Source organism: Pseudomonas hygromyciniae (genome assembly GCF_016925675.1).
GTDB classification, from domain to species: Bacteria; Pseudomonadota; Gammaproteobacteria; order Pseudomonadales; family Pseudomonadaceae; genus Aquipseudomonas; species Aquipseudomonas hygromyciniae.
On the sequence record NZ_CP070507.1, the window covers coordinates 154,561 to 170,571 of the forward strand.

Annotated in this window: 19 protein-coding genes; 4 read left to right on the top strand and 15 right to left on the bottom strand. The window is 52.4% G+C overall.

What is annotated here, in order from left to right; all coding sequences use genetic code 11:
* Nucleotides 1–3: 3 nt before the first annotated feature.
* The 15 genes from JTY93_RS28265 to JTY93_RS28335 form a co-directional block, all read right to left on the bottom strand.
* Entirely contained in the window at nt 4–1,044 is a 1,041-nt protein-coding gene (locus JTY93_RS28265) for a type-F conjugative transfer system secretin TraK (RefSeq protein ID WP_047229980.1), read from the bottom strand.
* Between the two features lie 177 nt (nt 1,045–1,221).
* The gene (locus JTY93_RS28270; RefSeq protein WP_047229979.1) at nt 1,222–1,863 is read right to left on the bottom strand and encodes a TraE/TraK family type IV conjugative transfer system protein; all 642 of its coding nucleotides are present in this window, start codon (nt 1,861–1,863) and stop codon (nt 1,222–1,224) included.
* Nucleotides 1,863–2,150, bottom strand: a complete 288-nt coding sequence (traL, locus tag JTY93_RS28275) for a type IV conjugative transfer system protein TraL (protein ID WP_052915356.1) — start codon at nt 2,148–2,150, stop codon at nt 1,863–1,865. The genes JTY93_RS28270 and traL overlap by 1 nt, the downstream gene beginning before the upstream one ends.
* Nucleotides 2,147–2,932 carry a DsbA family protein gene (locus JTY93_RS28280; RefSeq protein WP_047229978.1) on the bottom strand — a complete coding sequence of 262 codons (786 nt, stop codon included), beginning with the start codon at nt 2,930–2,932 and terminating at the stop codon, nt 2,147–2,149. The genes traL and JTY93_RS28280 overlap by 4 nt, the downstream gene beginning before the upstream one ends.
* 87 nt (nt 2,933–3,019) lie before the next feature.
* Nucleotides 3,020–3,667, bottom strand: coding sequence for a DUF4400 domain-containing protein (locus JTY93_RS28285; RefSeq protein WP_170058666.1), 648 nt, complete (start codon nt 3,665–3,667; stop codon nt 3,020–3,022).
* On the bottom strand, nt 3,660–4,016 hold the full coding sequence (locus JTY93_RS28290; protein WP_047229976.1) for a hypothetical protein: 357 nt from the start codon (nt 4,014–4,016) through the stop codon (nt 3,660–3,662). The genes JTY93_RS28285 and JTY93_RS28290 overlap by 8 nt, the downstream gene beginning before the upstream one ends.
* A 13-nt stretch (nt 4,017–4,029) precedes the next feature.
* Nucleotides 4,030–5,859 carry a conjugative transfer system coupling protein TraD gene (gene traD, locus JTY93_RS28295; protein WP_170058665.1) on the bottom strand — a complete coding sequence of 610 codons (1,830 nt, stop codon included), beginning with the start codon at nt 5,857–5,859 and terminating at the stop codon, nt 4,030–4,032.
* Nucleotides 5,856–6,719, bottom strand: a complete 864-nt coding sequence (locus JTY93_RS28300) for a hypothetical protein (RefSeq protein ID WP_205519053.1) — start codon at nt 6,717–6,719, stop codon at nt 5,856–5,858. Before JTY93_RS28300 ends, traD begins: the two co-directional genes overlap by 4 nt.
* A complete protein-coding gene (gene mobH / locus JTY93_RS28305) occupies nt 6,661–8,409 on the bottom strand; it encodes a MobH family relaxase (RefSeq protein ID WP_205519054.1) in 1,749 nt (582 codons plus the stop codon). Before mobH ends, JTY93_RS28300 begins: the two co-directional genes overlap by 59 nt.
* A 100-nt stretch (nt 8,410–8,509) precedes the next feature.
* Nucleotides 8,510–9,553 carry a YqaJ viral recombinase family protein gene (locus JTY93_RS28310; RefSeq protein ID WP_233096853.1) on the bottom strand — a complete coding sequence of 348 codons (1,044 nt, stop codon included), beginning with the start codon at nt 9,551–9,553 and terminating at the stop codon, nt 8,510–8,512.
* Between the two features lie 183 nt (nt 9,554–9,736).
* Nucleotides 9,737–10,240: a hypothetical protein gene (locus JTY93_RS28315; protein ID WP_169990577.1), complete on the bottom strand. Its 504-nt coding sequence runs from the start codon at nt 10,238–10,240 to the stop codon at nt 9,737–9,739.
* Nucleotides 10,221–10,400, bottom strand: a complete 180-nt coding sequence (locus tag JTY93_RS28320; RefSeq protein WP_169990578.1) for a hypothetical protein — start codon at nt 10,398–10,400, stop codon at nt 10,221–10,223. Before JTY93_RS28320 ends, JTY93_RS28315 begins: the two co-directional genes overlap by 20 nt.
* Nucleotides 10,401–10,533: 133 nt before the next feature.
* A complete protein-coding gene (locus JTY93_RS28325) occupies nt 10,534–10,782 on the bottom strand; it encodes a hypothetical protein (protein ID WP_170058663.1) in 249 nt (82 codons plus the stop codon).
* 235 nt (nt 10,783–11,017) lie between these two features.
* Nucleotides 11,018–12,109, bottom strand: a complete 1,092-nt coding sequence (locus tag JTY93_RS28330) for a recombinase RecT (RefSeq protein ID WP_169990579.1) — start codon at nt 12,107–12,109, stop codon at nt 11,018–11,020.
* 67 nt (nt 12,110–12,176) lie between these two features.
* Nucleotides 12,177–12,683: a single-stranded DNA-binding protein gene (locus JTY93_RS28335; RefSeq protein ID WP_169990580.1), complete on the bottom strand. Its 507-nt coding sequence runs from the start codon at nt 12,681–12,683 to the stop codon at nt 12,177–12,179.
* Nucleotides 12,684–13,103: 420 nt separating this feature from the next.
* On the opposite strand from JTY93_RS28335, the gene JTY93_RS28340 reads away from it, so the two are divergent.
* The 4 genes from JTY93_RS28340 (at nt 13,104) to JTY93_RS28355 (ending at nt 16,001) form a co-directional block, all read left to right on the top strand.
* Complete coding sequence (locus JTY93_RS28340; RefSeq protein ID WP_047229966.1) at nt 13,104–13,661, top strand: hypothetical protein; 558 nt, start codon at nt 13,104–13,106, stop codon at nt 13,659–13,661.
* Between the two features lie 6 nt (nt 13,662–13,667).
* On the top strand, nt 13,668–14,525 hold the full coding sequence (locus JTY93_RS28345) for a DsbA family protein (RefSeq protein ID WP_169990581.1): 858 nt from the start codon (nt 13,668–13,670) through the stop codon (nt 14,523–14,525).
* A 383-nt stretch (nt 14,526–14,908) separates the two neighbouring features.
* On the top strand, nt 14,909–15,841 hold the full coding sequence (locus JTY93_RS28350; protein ID WP_169990582.1) for a ParB-like helix-turn-helix domain-containing protein: 933 nt from the start codon (nt 14,909–14,911) through the stop codon (nt 15,839–15,841).
* Nucleotides 15,828–16,001, top strand: coding sequence for a carbon storage regulator (locus JTY93_RS28355; protein ID WP_169990583.1), 174 nt, complete (start codon nt 15,828–15,830; stop codon nt 15,999–16,001). Before JTY93_RS28350 ends, JTY93_RS28355 begins: the two co-directional genes overlap by 14 nt.
* Nucleotides 16,002–16,011: the final 10 nt, after the last annotated feature.

The window sequence follows — 16,011 nt, forward strand, 5'->3', positions numbered from 1 at the left end:
CCCTTACTGCAACAGGCTTGGGCGGGTTGAGCTTTGTGGAACTTCGGTTGGAACACGAGTGACTACAAACACTTCAGTTTTCTGGCCGGGCTCGAGTACTTCATCTGGCCATGCACTCACAGCGGCTCTATGAGGGTGCGTGCAGGACCCGTGATCGAACTCGACAGTCTTGGCGGAGACGTTCTCTGCAGTGGCCACAAAGACTTTGAAGTCGTGACCCTCGATCACCTGAGACTTGCTGAAATCGAAACTAAGACTTGGCTGCGCACAAGCAGGGATTTTGTTACCGCTGGCGAGCACACCGAAGCTGTAGCCACGTGGCAGCTTGCCTAGCGCCATCTCACGCATCAGGGAACGAAGAGTGTCCATGTAAGGTTGAGACCGTTCCCACTTGCGCGCCTGGCCGCTGTAGTTAAGCGACGAGGGTACTGGCATGCCGCTCGCCAACCCCTGCACGTTTTTTGCCAATATCAGGTTCGCCTGAATGGGCGGGACACTCTGTGGTAGCAAGGTCAGGGAAATTGCTACTGACTGATCTTCATCAGGCGTGACGTACATGGTTACGGGGTTATCTGCACCGGTGGTGACGTAGATGACGTTCTCTTTAATCGTGATCTCAGCCTCACTTACGGTCTGCACGTTAGGCTTCTCGAAAGGCGTGACCAGTCGGTTCATTTGTCCGCGGCTAATTGGGATAAGGGTATTTGTGCCACTCGAAACAACCACATCCTGACGAGACTCTATCGGCTGCGAAGGGATAGGCTTTTTAACGACACTTGCCGGAACGCTAGGGTTTTCAATAGAGCCCGGAGTAACCGCAACCAGGCGCGGGCGTTTTTCCTCCGACGCATCTTGCTGTGGTTCCGGAACGGTCTCTTGGGAGGGGGTTGGCTTAACCGTCACCTCGGGCTGTGTGCTAGCCGCTACGGGCATACTCATGCCCGGTATTTGAATCTGTTCCTGGGCGATAGCTGGCATCACGGCCGCCATAGCCACTAACAGCGCTGCTGGCTTGAAAAAATTGAGGGAAACTGGAAGGGACATCGAGACGACCTCTGCTCTGAGTTGTCGTCAATTCTGGAGTGCAATCGTTGGCTTGAGTCGCGTTTTCAAGCAGTTTTTGCGTCTGAAAAAGAAGGGCATATTTACCCCTTCCTTTACTGACTTACACCGACAAAAAAGCCCATGCCAAAGTGCTTGGCATGGGCTAGTTGTTGCAATTTAGTGCTCCTGGGCCTTCCTCTTCTCCCGTTCTGCTTGTTTCGCCGCCTTGCTTGTTTCGCGATCTACAACATCCTGAGTTCGCGCATCACCGGAGTTGGTGCTAAGCCAACTCAGGACAGGTTTGTAGTCTTTGATGGCAAGCTCAAACTCATAGGTCCGGTTGGTACGCTTTTTATCTCCCGCCGGGCCTTCACTAACCGAGCGACCTGTAACGTAAAATTTGTTGAGATTAAGGTTATCGCGGAGGACCTTCATCGGCTCAAAGCTCAGGGTAACGCGGTCCTGGCGGATCTGATGAATTTGAGTATCGAGAACCTTCATCGTCTCTTGGTAGATGGCTTTATCTAAGATCGGCCCCAGGGCATCTTTTACAACTGAGGCATTCTGTGGAGTGACGTTACCAAGCATCATGGCGATATATAGTGCCCATGCGTCAGTATATTCACCCGAACTTTGGGTCTTGCTCACCCAGGCTGTCTCGGTCAGCGTAGGCGGGATTACGGTGACTACTTGCTCCTTGTTGATGGCCGAGCACGACACAACAAGGTTGCTCAGTAGAAGGCCAGCAAGGGCAATTCGCAAGAATTGATTTTCCCCCCGCATGCCATCAAAAGAATTTTTGAGCGACTTCAGAAGCATCAGACGTACTCCCTTTGGTAAGAGTTTGGCATGGTGCGAACACTCTTCCGACCAATCGCTCCCCAGTGCCAGTAAATGGCGTGAAGAAGGTATCCGTCTGGGCGGTTGTCGCAGAAACGCCGATAGAAGCGAGCAAGGAGTAGTCCAACCACAGTGCAAAGAATTAACTGCGCCAGAAGAACACCTGCAACCAAGCCGATACCAATGGGCATCACTTCATCCAAGCGCCAAAACATAACGTGCGGCGGCTGGTCGATGTAGGCTGGAATTTTGATTGGCTCGCTCACTTTGCTCCCCCTGCTTTATTGAGGCTGGCAATTGCTTTAAGGATGCCTTCATGACTGGCGTTGGCGCCCTGGAGAACCATCGACATCCCTGTTTGATTATCCAAAAGCAGTGTCGAAGGCGTTTGTTGGATGCCCAGCTTTATTGCTTCGTCCAGATCTCCAGTGACCCGCTCGATGGCCTGCTTGGAATCTGTGCATGCAGCAAAACGCTTCCCATCCAGACCAAGCTCAGTTGCAAGAGAAACGAGGGATTCAGTAACCCCCTTTCCGTTGCCACCCGTTTTATCGAAAACCGTCTGAGTGTATTTCCAGGCAGCATCAGAGCCACCCTGTTCACCAGCACATTCAATAGCCAAGGCTTGTCTACGAGATGCCTCGCCAAGAGCGGGGACATGGAGAATCGCGGCGTTGATTTGCCCTGCAGACGACTCGATAAGAGCTTTGAGCAGGGGGAAATGATCCCGGCAGTACGGGCACTCTGTATCTGTCATTTCGACGAGCGTGTATCGAGCAGATGCCGAGCCATATATCCAGTTGTCTGGAGCTGCGGGAATGTCATCTTTTGGAAGTTGCTTGAGATTGGCAACTATCTCTTGAATAGAGGCGGGATCGACTGCTTTTGCTGTTGCAAAGGACAGCTCACCCTCAAGGGTACTAACCTGGCCTTTAAGGCTGCTCACGGTAGTAAAATGGTAATACGAACCGACTACCAACGCGGTAGCAAGGGCTGTAATAGCGATTGCAGATGGAATCGTTTTCGAGTGAGTCGTTTTCGTTGCCATGGATTTCAGCCTATCGTGTTGATAGGAACATTCTGCGGATAAAAACCGCCTGCGAGATTCGTTTTCAGGCGGTTTTATGGTCAGAATTCAAATCCGTTTAGGCAGGTTGCTGATCAGCACGGATAGGACCACGGGCAGCATTATTACGATGAAGGTTGATATGACGAGCGGCGGTAGCGGCAGAGGCAGCAACACGCTGAGCACAATCAGCATTCCACCCCAAGATAAGACAATTGCAGCGTTGTTATTCAGGAACGGCGATGAATAGTCGAATCCATGTCGCTTGGCATTCCAACGCATCCAGCCAGCGTAAATTGCTGGCACAAGAACTGCGATCAGCAATGGCAACCAGTAGATGGTCAAAACTATCCGGTAAACCATCTGATAGATGATTTTCTGGACGGCTTCACCTCGCGACTCTAGATAGCGAAACCACCAATCCACATTTCTTTCGAAAGCATCCACGGTGCCACCCCGTGGCATCAGCATGTCGGAGACAATCTTTTTGGCTCCAGAATCGATTACTAGCGCCGAATAATAGTAATTGGTCTTCTCAAGCACCTTCTCCATGTCGGAATCGCCAAGCAACTCAACGCCCCACTTGCGTTCTTTAAGCATCACCGTGTCCACAAGCTTATTTGGCGCTACAGTTGCTAGCATCAGGATCAGTAGGAAGAAAAACGCTATAGATGCCATCACGCCCTTTGGCCATTTCTCCTCAAGCATCTCAGCCATTGATGAGGCACTCCCGAATAGGTAGCGGAACATTGGTAGTTTCGCACCACATAACCACATCATCCGGTGCAGGGCCGTTACCGTTGCTCGTTAGGATCTGGAGTATGTGGCCGAGGACAACCCGGAGCCGCACGAAGTCGCTGATACCCTCGCGACACATCCGCTGGTAAGCCACCAGCACATCAATAAGGGCCGGGCCAATGACCTCTGGCTTATGACCCGCCTCAAGCATCTTGAAGATGAATTGCGTTCCACAGCGCCATTCCAGATCGAAGGTACGCAGTCGAGTGGTTGAGGCCTCGTCCAGGCCAGTCAACCGCTGAATTTCTAGAGGGATAGAGACAGTCATTTGTTTTCCGGAATCAGTTGGCAGCTGGGCCAGTAAGAATAGGCAGTCGACCTTTACGGATATCGCCGCCGGCAAAAATCGCAAGGAATTCCAAGTCAGGTAACTCTCCCAGAAGAGCTGAGGGGAAGCGCTCACCCTCCTCCTGCATGAGGCGCTCACCCACGTTACCTCCCTGCAAAACTCCACCCTCACCTGCTGAGTTACCCTGAGTTCGCATTACATATTTGAAACGAGTCGGAGTCATTTTTTTAGACACAAACTCCTGGGTATCGGAGTCCAAGACGCGAAAACAGATGATGTTGTTGCAGTTACCAAGCACCTGCATTGCTTTCGCCTCATCTCCCATACGGGCGACAAAGTCAGCTATTGTCTGCGTTGCTATGTAAAGGTTAATCCCCGCCCCACGCCCCTTGTTGAGGAGTTGAATGAGTTGGTCGTTAATAACCTCAGCTGCCTCGTCCACAAAGATGTTCACAGGCTTGGGTAACCGATGGTTGTAGATTTCGCCAGCTGTGGAGGCCAAGTCGGCCAGAGCTAGCGATCCGATTGTTGAACCAACCATGGGGTCCGCAAGTGAGTCGAGCCCAAGGTACAAAACTTGGTCAGCATTGATTACAGAGTTGAGGTCACATATTAATCGAGGATCTTCATTGTCGTTTTGCGGAGAAAGCAATGGCCCCATCTCACCAGAAGTTAGCATCGTAAGAATGGGTAACAGACCGGCAATCATTTTGCTAAAGTGTGCGCGCTCGTGTTCGAGCATTGTCAACAAACCTTCCATGTCGGGATTTGCTTTGACCTTAGCTATATCGTTGTAATACACCCTGCGCAAAACCTTTGCTTTCTGTTCAATATCTTTAACTTTCGCTGAAAGAATCGCCGATTCCGCCATTCGGTTGAATTCGGCCTCGCCGAATACCTTCGCGCCATAGGCCATCACGACTTTGATAGTTAGTCCTGGAACATCACCTTCGAGCGTTCGGCGGATTCCGACGAGTGTTGGAAGAATATTGCAGATCAGCATGGCTTGGATCACGCTGTTCAAGGACATTTGTGCAAAAGCTTGGAAGGGATCACCAGCCTTGCTTTGCATCAATACTGCAACCCTTGAGGCAATTTCAGTAGCGCGGCCAAAGTTTTTTGTCAGAGACAATCGAACTGATTTATCTGGGTGAGCCGGGTGGAAGTACTTGAACAAGCTTGGCTTGCCAACCGCGGCACAGGCCCGCTTGCAAGTTGCTGCAAGCCCCTTATCCCCTTTGGGGTCAATCACGATCACTGCCTCACCACGTGCAACGCACTGGGCAATCGCAATATCGAACCAACGACTTTTTCCGGCACCTGTAGTCCCAGTGACCAAGTGATGGATAGAGCGTTGGTCCTGAGGACGAAAACATGGCTCCTCCTCAGCCATGCCAATGCCGTGAATCCACCTTGTGCCCTTCACATTTGCCTGGCGACGTCCTCTCTTTCCAAGGATGGCCTCTACGTCCATTGCTTGAAGCTCAAAGGCGTATTGGCCGTGCATTTGTCTCCACTGAAACGCTTCGCCGAAATAGAACTCGTGAGGATGCCCCCTGACCAGCTCCATGACTTCCTCTAGCGTGATGAACGATAACTCCTTGCCGAGTAGACAGGCTTTAGCTTGGTAAACCCTCAGTGCACGCGGAATTGCGGCTAAAGCGAAGCCAGCTTGCACCCCCAAAGTAATGAGATATGGCGTCACAGGCATAGCAGTTAAAAGCTGGACTGCCGTGCCGGCGACCATAGATGATCCCCATGCCATGGCCTCGCGCGCCTCGTAGTTTTTCCGCCAATAGCTGGTGTAGTCCCATTCACTCATTTTTTTGGAAGCTCCTCGTTAAGTGGGCGAATGAAGATTTTTCTGCGTTTGGCGACCTTGACGGCATCGCGAAAACAAAAAACTGCGTTCTCCAAGGATGTAGCCGTGATCCCGAACTGCTCAGCAACATTTGAGAGCATGAAGGTTGTGAGGCTGAGCACGGGCGAGCCGCCTATTTCCTCAAGGACGGCCTTCTCCATCAGTGACCTCACAGCCTGTTCGAGACTTGGAATGTCTGCCTCACGAAGCCGGGATATGTGGGGAATAATCCAGTCAAGATCTGCTAGCTTGCAGAAGATGACGCTGTAATCGGCCGTGAGCATGAAGCCTTCACGTGACTGTAGGGTTCGGGTCAGGGCTGGGCCCTCAACAGTGATGTCCTGCCACAGCCAACCCGCATGTACGAGCGGGTGGATGTCCTCAGCAAGGAATGTAGATTTCCCCAGTTGAATGAACACCTTGTTTCTCGCTAATGCCGCTTTCTCGGGATGTTCAGCCGCATTGATGAGTTTTTGAGCAAGATCAGGTTGTTGCTCCAACAGGTAAGATTCGTGCGCTGTGAGCTTCGAGAGGAGATCTTTGGGGAACACGCTTGAAGCAACCTGCAGTGGCTCCAGGGCTGTGCCTACTTCTTCGCTTTTCTGCTGCCGCGCTTCCGCCAGAGGGATGGCTTTGGGTGTGCGCTTCCCTTGTCCCATAATAGAATTTAGAGAGATTTTCTCTTGGCGAGGCAACAGTTCTAGCGTCGCTTGGCATAGCCCAGGTTGCGTACCATCGTTAGATGGCTCGATGAAGCCTAGCTCAACAGGAGGGAGATTTTCTTCCTGTGGAGAGTCTATTGCCGTTGAGTTCGGGCTCAAGAAGAGCAACATTTCCTCGAGGGTGGGAGGGGGGGGAAGGAGGTGTTGGATCCTCCTCAGCAACCGCATCCAAGTCTTCACCTGGTTGGGTTGGGGTGGTGCCGGCTGTATCGCCAGTTGCAGCAACTGAACTCTCATCAACCAGTGCATTTTCGGTCGGGGTCTGGCCTTGATTCAGGCTCACTCCAGGCGATGACGTCGCTGGAATCGCAGCTTTTTGAGTCTGTGCTACTTTTTTCTTTCGTGCTGGCTTGGACGATACGGACTCTTTAGGAGATGAGGAGCCCGAGTCAAAGTCAGTATCCTCGCTTGAATCACCAGTTAGATCAGCACCAAATAGGTCGACCTGATGCTCGCTCAACGCATTTGCTGCTGCTCCGGCCGTATCGTTTGGAGCAATAACCTCCTTCTGCTTTCCCTCCCTCCCGATGCTTATAGAAACTGGCGGGGGAATCGGTGTGGTCGGAAACAAGATATCCGGATTCAAAAGCTTCATGCAGCGTAGCGCCGGCCCTTTGCCGTTCTTGCGCAATAGGTGTGGCGTAATCAGCCAGTGCAGGTCGCCACTGGGGGCCCTTTCTGCTATCCCGTGATCTACTAAAGTGCCAATCAGCGTGTCAGGCGATCGAGGAATGGCCACGACCCCATCAGCAACGAGCATGCTAACGATCTCTTCCGCACCTTGGTTCCAAGCGATATAGACACCATCAGTGGCAACCCATACACGGCCACCAGGAGTGTTGATCTTCCAGGTTCCATGACTCAACAACCTTAGCATTGCATCCGACACCAACCGCGGTACCGGGACTCCTGTTGCGTGACCTCCACCATTATTTGATCCTCGATTGAGGTCACGCTTGGTGGATGCTGAGTCGGCCCATTTAACCAACTCGGTCAACGGAGAGTTTCCGGTACCGGAAATTGCGTTCAGGAGAGCTTCATAGATGTCGTGGCCACCTTCAATCAGCCATGCCTGTACAGCCGGGGGAATGATGCGTGTGGCTTGCGCTACAGAGACCTGAACATGGTTGCCATGCCTATTGGAATTCCAGTGAAGGAAATAGCGGGCCAGCTTGTGGCGTGCTGACCAGTCATGGAGTGTCTCTTGCGCATAGATCCACTGGTTGTTGCCCTCAAAATCAGTAGCTCGAATGTCCGTGAGCGGTTTCCCTGCGTCGTGGAGCAACCCCGCCGCAATTCCCGCGACGTACCACCGGCGCAAACGCATACTTCGGCGTGCTGGGGTCTCATTAGTATCGAAGGCGGTCGTGAGGCACCCGTCCAGGGTGAGCGAGGCGACCTCAAGACTATGCCGGAGCAATCCACCTGGGCCGGAATGATGGTGGTTCTCCGACGCCGGCAGCATGTGCGCCAACTCGGCGAAATTTACCAGGATCGGCTCAACGTAGAGTTTGAGCTCGTTATCAGGCATACCGACTGAATGAATAATCCGGTCGTACAACTCGTGCTGATAATTACGCATGAACCACTGGCCGGGAACCCCACCCGGATAGCCCTCTTGGTAAGGTGGGTACCGAAGATTTCGCCAGTTATGGTTTTCAAGATAACGCTTGATTTCAGGAGTAATCATCTGCTCGGCCGGATGCGCGAAGCTGTCCATCAGAGACCGCTCGCTACGTGGCCACAGGCGTTTCAAGAATGAAAAAGGAGGCATACGCTTCTCGGCCATATTGTGTGCTGAGAATGATGCGTGAGGGATACAGGCTTGAGTTTCGATTTCAGGCCGTTTTATGGTCGAAAAAAAGCCCGGCAAGTGCCGGGCTGAGATGTTAGAACCAGAAGGTCCCAAAAAATTGTGACGGTTCTTCGACCGCCTCAGATATGGCTTCCACCTTTTGCCGTATGCGAGGCAACGGCTCAGGTTTAGCCTGACTTTCATCGTATGAGGCATCCACAGAGAACCTCGTGGCCATTGACGAACCGGTCTGGTGTCTAGCAATCACATCAAGTGGAATAACCCCCTTTAGCTCATGCGCCACACCTTTCCAATCCACAGTGCCAGCCACTTCATAACTCGTGACTTTCACACCAAGAGCATCGGCCCTCCGGAACTCTCCAAGCAACGGAAAGATCTCGGCTTCAAGGTCTTTTGCTTCCTTGGTGAGCACTTTCAACTGGGCTTTCAGCTCAGCTATTTTGCTCTCCTTCGCCCTTCTGGCACTTGCTAACGGACGCCAAACAGCCAGGTTCAGCCTATCCAGCGGAATAAGGTCCCGCATTGGATTAGCCTCCGGCGGCACCCCGCGCATCACTAGCCCCCAGAAGAGCTCTTCTGCCTGAATGATTCGTCTCACCAGGAGGTCATCCCAGTCGACGATCAGACAGCAAGGCTCATGCTTCGGCGACCAAAACCACAGGTAACCGCGCCGCGCACCACTGACGATCATCTGATGCAGCACTTGCCAGCGGTAGAGCTTGAATGGCGTGCTGTGCTCCCTAAGCTGCAGTACCTCCAGATGGTTGGTCTCAGAAAGATTTTTGATCTCTACCGGTGACTTATCATCCAGAACCCCATCGAACGACGCCCGAATAAACGGGTATGCGGTCGACTCTGCACAGAACGGCAAAGCAATTTTGCCGTACTTATCCTCAAAGGCTTGTAGTGCCATCGGTTCGAATTTGACTCCCCTCCTAACCTGCGGGATTACCGACAAGTCAGCTGGCTCGACAATTCCGACCAGTTCTTTCCACAACTCCAGGGGCGTTTTATCTGGGTTCTCACCCATGATGACCGCGCAACTGGTTGCACTGATCCCTTCCCTTCGCCATATATGCCACTCAGGCGTCCGCTGTGCGATGTCAACGATGTGCATTGTTGACACCCCCATAGAGCACCGGCATGAAGCTGGATTCAAAGGTCTTCATCTAATTTCTCCTTTTCTCAAGTTCACCACTCTTGTTCGAAAACCAAAGTGGTACCCCCGAAAAGGCGAACCCCCGGAGGGCTTTCGCCCTCAGGGGATGTTTTTTCACTGGTGCTCCCGTGACCCTCACGCCTACGCAGCCTTCGCATAGCGGGAGTAGATTTCTGTTCGCTTTCGCATGGCATCCTCGAAGCTCAACTGACCTGCATTGCAAGCCTGAATCACTGCAACGATCTCCATGCCACGCTTCCATTCAGCGGTGCCAGACACTCGATCAAGCGCCCCCATATCGAGAAGCGCATAACCATCGTCAAGCATGTCGCCTATGCAAAGCTCTGGCGTGTCGTGTGTGCAATGGCCAGTGAAGCCATCACTCTGAAACGCCTGCCACCTGAAGCGCCCTTGCTCTGATGCGTCAGGGACCAGAACACCCCAGGCTTCCCGGCTCCGGTGCTTCAGCGTTAAGCCAATTCCATGTATAAAAAACTGACAGAGCAGGTATTCCAGAAGAATGAGCTTCACCTGAAATTGCTCGATCATTTCATCCGCGTATTCGGCGAACGCACCACCCTCTTCTTTGTTCTCCCCCCAATTAGCAAGGGAGTCCTTAAGGCTCTTAACGGTTGACGGTCGCATTGTTCTGCTCTCCTGCAGGGGAGTTGTTCAGAACGGCAAAAAAACCCGGATGAGCTTTCTCTGCTTTGTCGATCGCTTCACCGAAAGTGCTTGCTTCGCAACGGAAGGTCGTCTTCTGCTTTGTGCCCAGAACGACCATCGATAGGATGTAAGTCCGCATGGTGTATCTCCTTCTCAGATTTTTAACCCTGAAAAAGAGGCACCGTCCCTGAGAGGGGATGCCCCCTCAGGGTGAAACGAATACAGATTTCTACTTAGCAATGTGTCTTGGTTTCCCAGAACAACTGCTCTCGTTAGAAGCCGTTAGCTTGTTGGTCGATCCTAGCGCAAAGAGCCCTGGCCTTATCGAGGTCGCGAACTCGAATTATTCGAGCCTCTCGATTTGCCTGAAGTAGCAGTTGTCGAGAGCAATGTGACTCGGCGCTAACAGATTTTATTTCCTCGGCAGATGCATCACTGAATTCATTATTCAGATCCACTCCGACGAGAAACAGAGCCGCTAGTACAGCAGCGGCCCCTACAATTACGATCACTTTTTTCATCACTTAATTTCCTTATAGGGAGCGACGAAGGGCAATCACCTGGCGGGATGTGCCCCGTCAGGGAGTTGTTTTGTCCTACGCTTTACGGCAGCAATAGGGTCAGGATGAAGACGATCAAGTCAGCCATCTTGTTGGTTCCTTTCTGAACACGGAGCCCCTTAACGGGAAAGCCCCGCAGGGTTGTGGTCAGTTCGAGACGCCCTTTGCAACAAGGCCCCTCATAGAGGTTTTAGCGTCAATCACCTTGTGAATGAGCAGCGTACTGCGCAGATTTCAGTTGGGTTACTGCGTAATTCCGAGCTTCTACAGGCCACGTCGAAACGTACTCGAGTGCGGGCTCCCAACTTTTGGCGTCACGAGCTCGCCGAACGACCTCCGCAACCTTCTTGATCACCTTGTCGGATAGATCTGCTGGCGGCGGCACCTGACTTCCGTCACGGACAACTTCACCTTCAATCACATCATCTGCTTGAGCAGGTTCTGCAACCCCAGGTTTAGCGGTCTGTTCCGGCTGCAATGTGGGTTCTAAGTGTTGATCTGCCTGGTTAGAGGTCGGCAACGGCTCAGGTTCCACCACTTCAGCAGAGCCCATAAATCGCTCAACAACTTCGACTGGCACATCGTTGGTAGAAAATCCTTCGCCAGCGTCTGTATTGAGGTACTGAATCACTCCGTCCAGCTTTGAGCCGGTTTGAGGCCAGTATTTTCTTGCGATCTTGATAGCAGACTTCTTGCGCATGGAATCTTCGAAGTCGACCCAGGGGCCTTTCTTCTTCCGTTTCCACAGCTCGGAAGCATCACGTGCGGCACAGATTTCATCAGCGGTAACCGCTTCAACGTGCACTCGCCCATCAGGCAGAGAAGCTTCGACGTAGCAACCTACAAACTCTCCACGATCAGCCTTCTTGTCGAAGGGATTGAACGTATGAATAGGGCTTTGCCGCTTACCTCTGTACTCGAATTTGTCTTTCGAGTAGACCAATTCAACGATGCAATCACGGATTGCAGCGTCGTTCACGGCGACTTTGACCATGCCCCTCCAGGACACATCCAATACCACCTGCCCATCTCGGGGCACCAAGTAAGCAAGCTGTCGAGATTGATTGAGGGTCAGTCCGTATGCCGCAACCTGGCTAAACGCATTTCTAAGGCTTAGTGGGTTAGACGTCGCACATTTGCATAGATAGTCGTTGTTCATCATGGCTTGCGATGCATAAAGCAGCTCATTTTTGAACATAACGTCAGTCTTCGACGACTCCACGAGCTTGATAAACTTTTCTTCTTGCTTCGCAATGATTGCAACTGCGTTTTGGAAGTTATCGCTCATATCATTTTCCTTTCTATAAAGAAAACGCACCCGTAGGTGCGTTAGTTCTTGACTGGCTTTTGCCTAATTAGATGATGTTTAGTAGCAAACGGCTAATAGGGGCAAAAGGGATGTCGTCGTCGAAGCTATCGAACCCTGCACCTTGCTGAGGAGCCGGTTCACGCTGTTGCTGGCTAGGACGTTGTTGAGGGCGACTCTGTTGGGGTTGACCTTGAGAATCGCTCCGATCTGGTTTACCACCCAGGAGCTGCATCTTGCCCTGCATGTCGACGATAATTTCGGTGGTATACCGCTTAATACCGTCTTTTTCCCACTCTCGTGTTTGAAGCTTACCTTCGATGTATACCTGCGCTCCTTTACGCAGATACTCACCAGCGATTTCAGCGACTTTTCCAAACAAAGAAACACGGTGCCATTCGGTCTTTTCGACTTTCTGTCCTGTCTGTTTGTCAGTCCACTGTTCACTTGTTGCAAGGCTGAGATTGGTCACTGCATTACCGTTAGGTAAGTAGCGAGTTTCTGGATCTTGGCCACAGGTACCAACCAAGATCACTTTATTTACGCCGCGAGCCATAGTATTTCTCCATTTAGATAGAACTACGGGGCGGCATTACCCCAGACGGAGGCAATAGCTGCCCCGTTGGGGTTTGTTTTTTCATGGTTTTTTTGGTTGTACTTTTGAGACGGCCAACAAGCCGACCATGCGACGAAGCGCATGACTAAATCAATCCACACATGTGGGCTGACTTAATCTGGGAATTCATGATGGCTGAGATTCAACCATGAGGCGCTGGGCCTGGATGGACTGCAAGGCATGCAGTCGGGATTTATGACGCCGATGTACTCGACGTAATAGAAAGTCTGCAACAAGCAGAATCCAATGGCAAGCGGGATTTGTGTCGACGTTTTTTCAGTCGCTTTTTCGTCCTGAAAACGGGCCATCCCCTTTTCTGTACGGAGGAAAATGGTACTTACCAGCCTCTGAGGATCAACCATGCACCACCTTAAATCTCTCCTGCCGCTAGGCCTGGCCATTGGCTTGGCGATCACAGCGGGTTGTGCCAACAAGCCAGAACCCCCTGCCTTGGGAACAGCGTTCGAAGTATCAAGCTACGAACCTGACATGCGCGAATACCACACTAGCTGGGGGCATACCGGCCGAGGCGGTGCAGCGCTGCGAAAGCCTGCCTATCAACCAGTTCTTGGCAGCCTCGACGTTCTCGAGATCACTGCAGGGAAACTTCACCCAGAACTGCAAGCACGTTTCACAACGAACGATAGCGTTTCTGTCCCCTCCTCCGTGTACCAGGCCAACTGTGCGGACTCTACGAATGTGGCGCAGACCTTCGCTCTGGGCCAACCCGCGGCAAGCGAGCGCATCGTTACCTTGGCTAACGCGGCCGGTTCAGTTGACGAGTACATAACCGTCCGGAACAAGCTCTGCAAAGGTGCGCAACGGTTGAGCTACGAGGAGTGGGTGATTCTCGTTGAGGGCACCCCAAAGGATGTCCCACTTCACCTGAAACAGTCTCTTTCCCCCTCCTACAAGTGATCTTTCATGTCTAAATTCAATCCCACTCTCGCTACCGCCATTGGCGTTTCCCTCGTGACCTCTGCCGTTGCTATCGGAGTGTCTTCCCTCATGAGTCAAAGCTACACCGACATGGCTGTGAAGAATGCCCTTGAGGAGCAGTTACCAGGGGCAGTAGACAAAACCCTCAAGAATCGTGAGATCGAGAAGATCAACGCTGCAAAGGCAAAAATCCTTTCCAAATGGAGCGGCGCATCTGACACGTCTATTGAAGGTCGCCACATCTACGGCAACAAGGACGCCCAGTTCACTCTGGTTGAGTTCAGTGACTTGGAATGCCCTTACTGCAAGCGTTTCCATGACACGCCAAAGCAAATGGCTGACAAGTCCGAAGGGCGTATTAACTGGGAATGGCAGCATTACCCCCTAGCGTTCCACAACCCAGCAGCCGAAGTGGCAGCTCATGCGTCTGAGTGTGTAGCAGAGCTTGCCGGCAATAAAGCGTTCTGGGCCTTCACTGGCGAGTGGTTCGCTCGCACCCAACTGAATGGTCAAGGTGTCGAGGACGTAGAACGTCTTGCGCAGGAAGTTGGTGCTCCCCTGGATGCCTACCGTCAGTGCATGGAAAGCGGCAAGTACCAGGTCTTGATCGACAACCAGGTGAAAAAAGGCACGAATATGGGTGTGACCGGCACGCCAGCCACTGTCGTCGTCGACAACCTGACAGGTAACAAACTGCTAGTGAAAGGTGCTCAAAGCACACAGGTGCTCCTACAAACCATGCAGCAACTGGTAAAAATGCGCGACGAGACTCCCAACCAGGAAAAGTTGGATCCCCCTTCTGCGGCCACGGTTCAGGAGATCGGTGCTCAAAAGTCTGAATAAAAGGGCCTGCCGGCTTGCTGCCGACGGCATTCGTTCGCCTTCGTGCGATTGTTACGCCATGACTCAGCAGCTACACGCTCGAGCCTACCTTTGCCACGTAATACGCAGGGCTAATAGCTGGGAAGAGGTTTTCGATCCCATTTCAGCCAATAGATACACCCTCTTTGCAAATGAAGAGGTCTTTATCGCCGCTGACCTGAGCGCAGGGCTGGTGTTCTCGGTCATAGCCGGCTGGTATTTGAGGAACGGCTTGGCCACTTTCCGGCTTCACCTAGAAGTCGACGACTGCAACCCCGCTCCGGCGGGGTTTTTCTTGTGCTTGGGATATTCGACAGCAGTGATGTACTGAATTGACCTCAACAAACGTATCAGGGAGATACGCCATGACCGATTTACCCCGCATTGCATCGTTTCGCCAACTGGACGAGTACCTGAAGAAAATTGGTGTTCCTCGCGACGAACAGATGATCCGCAACAATATCTATATCGCACCGCTTGACTGGTTTGCTATCGAAGAAGGCTTCAATCTGAGGCCCATAGATCCTAACCATGCCGAAGGCTTCGCAAAGTCTTATGAGCTGGGCCTCTATGTGCCCCCGGTAGTCGCCGAATTGAAGATCATCGACGGCAACCCACGCCTGGTTATTCGCGAAGGTCACCATCGCCTAACTGGCGCTCTCATTGCTGATGGGCGCGGTGCAAACCTTCCTGGCCTGATGGTCAACGAGTTCAAAGGAAATCAGTCCGACGCTGTTGTGATGATGATCAAGACCAGCGAAGGAAAAGAGCTGCTGCCGCTGGAACGAGGAGAAGGCTACAAACGCCTGGCCGGGCAAAACTGGAGCCCAGCACAGATCGCCGATCGCATGAACAGGAGCATCACTCATGTTGAGCGACTGTTGCTGCTCGCCAACGCAGAAGAGAATGTCAAACAACTCGTCCGAGAGGATTTAATTAAAGCATCACCCGTTATCGATGTTCTGGCGGAACTGCGAGGAACTGGGCAGAACGCATATCCCAAGCTGCTGGGGATGATCGAAGGTGCGAAGGCCTCAGGCCGCGCCCGCCCAACGGGCTCAGACGCCAACAAAGCGCTTGGTAAGTTCAAGGTAACGCCTAAGGAGGCAATGAGCGCGTTCAGCGCACTGAGCGGCCTTACAGGAAGCTTGCGACATCAGCTCAAGTACGGAGGCGATGCACAGCATGAGTTGCGGCTTGACTCAAAGGCGGCGGAATCGCTGCTGAAGATCCTGGATAAGTACGAGGCCAGCCAGAATACGGCTGAAGCCGGAGGAGCCAGTGATGCTGCACATTGAGCGAAAGGTTGGGGAGTCTATTCGGCTCAGTGACAACATACAGGTGATCGTCACTAAGGCTGCGAACGGTACAGTCAGGTTGGCGTTTGATGCGCCGAAAGAGGTGAAGATCTACCGCGAAGAGATCTACCAGCGCATCCAGAACGGAAAGATGCCCTGATAGCACATTA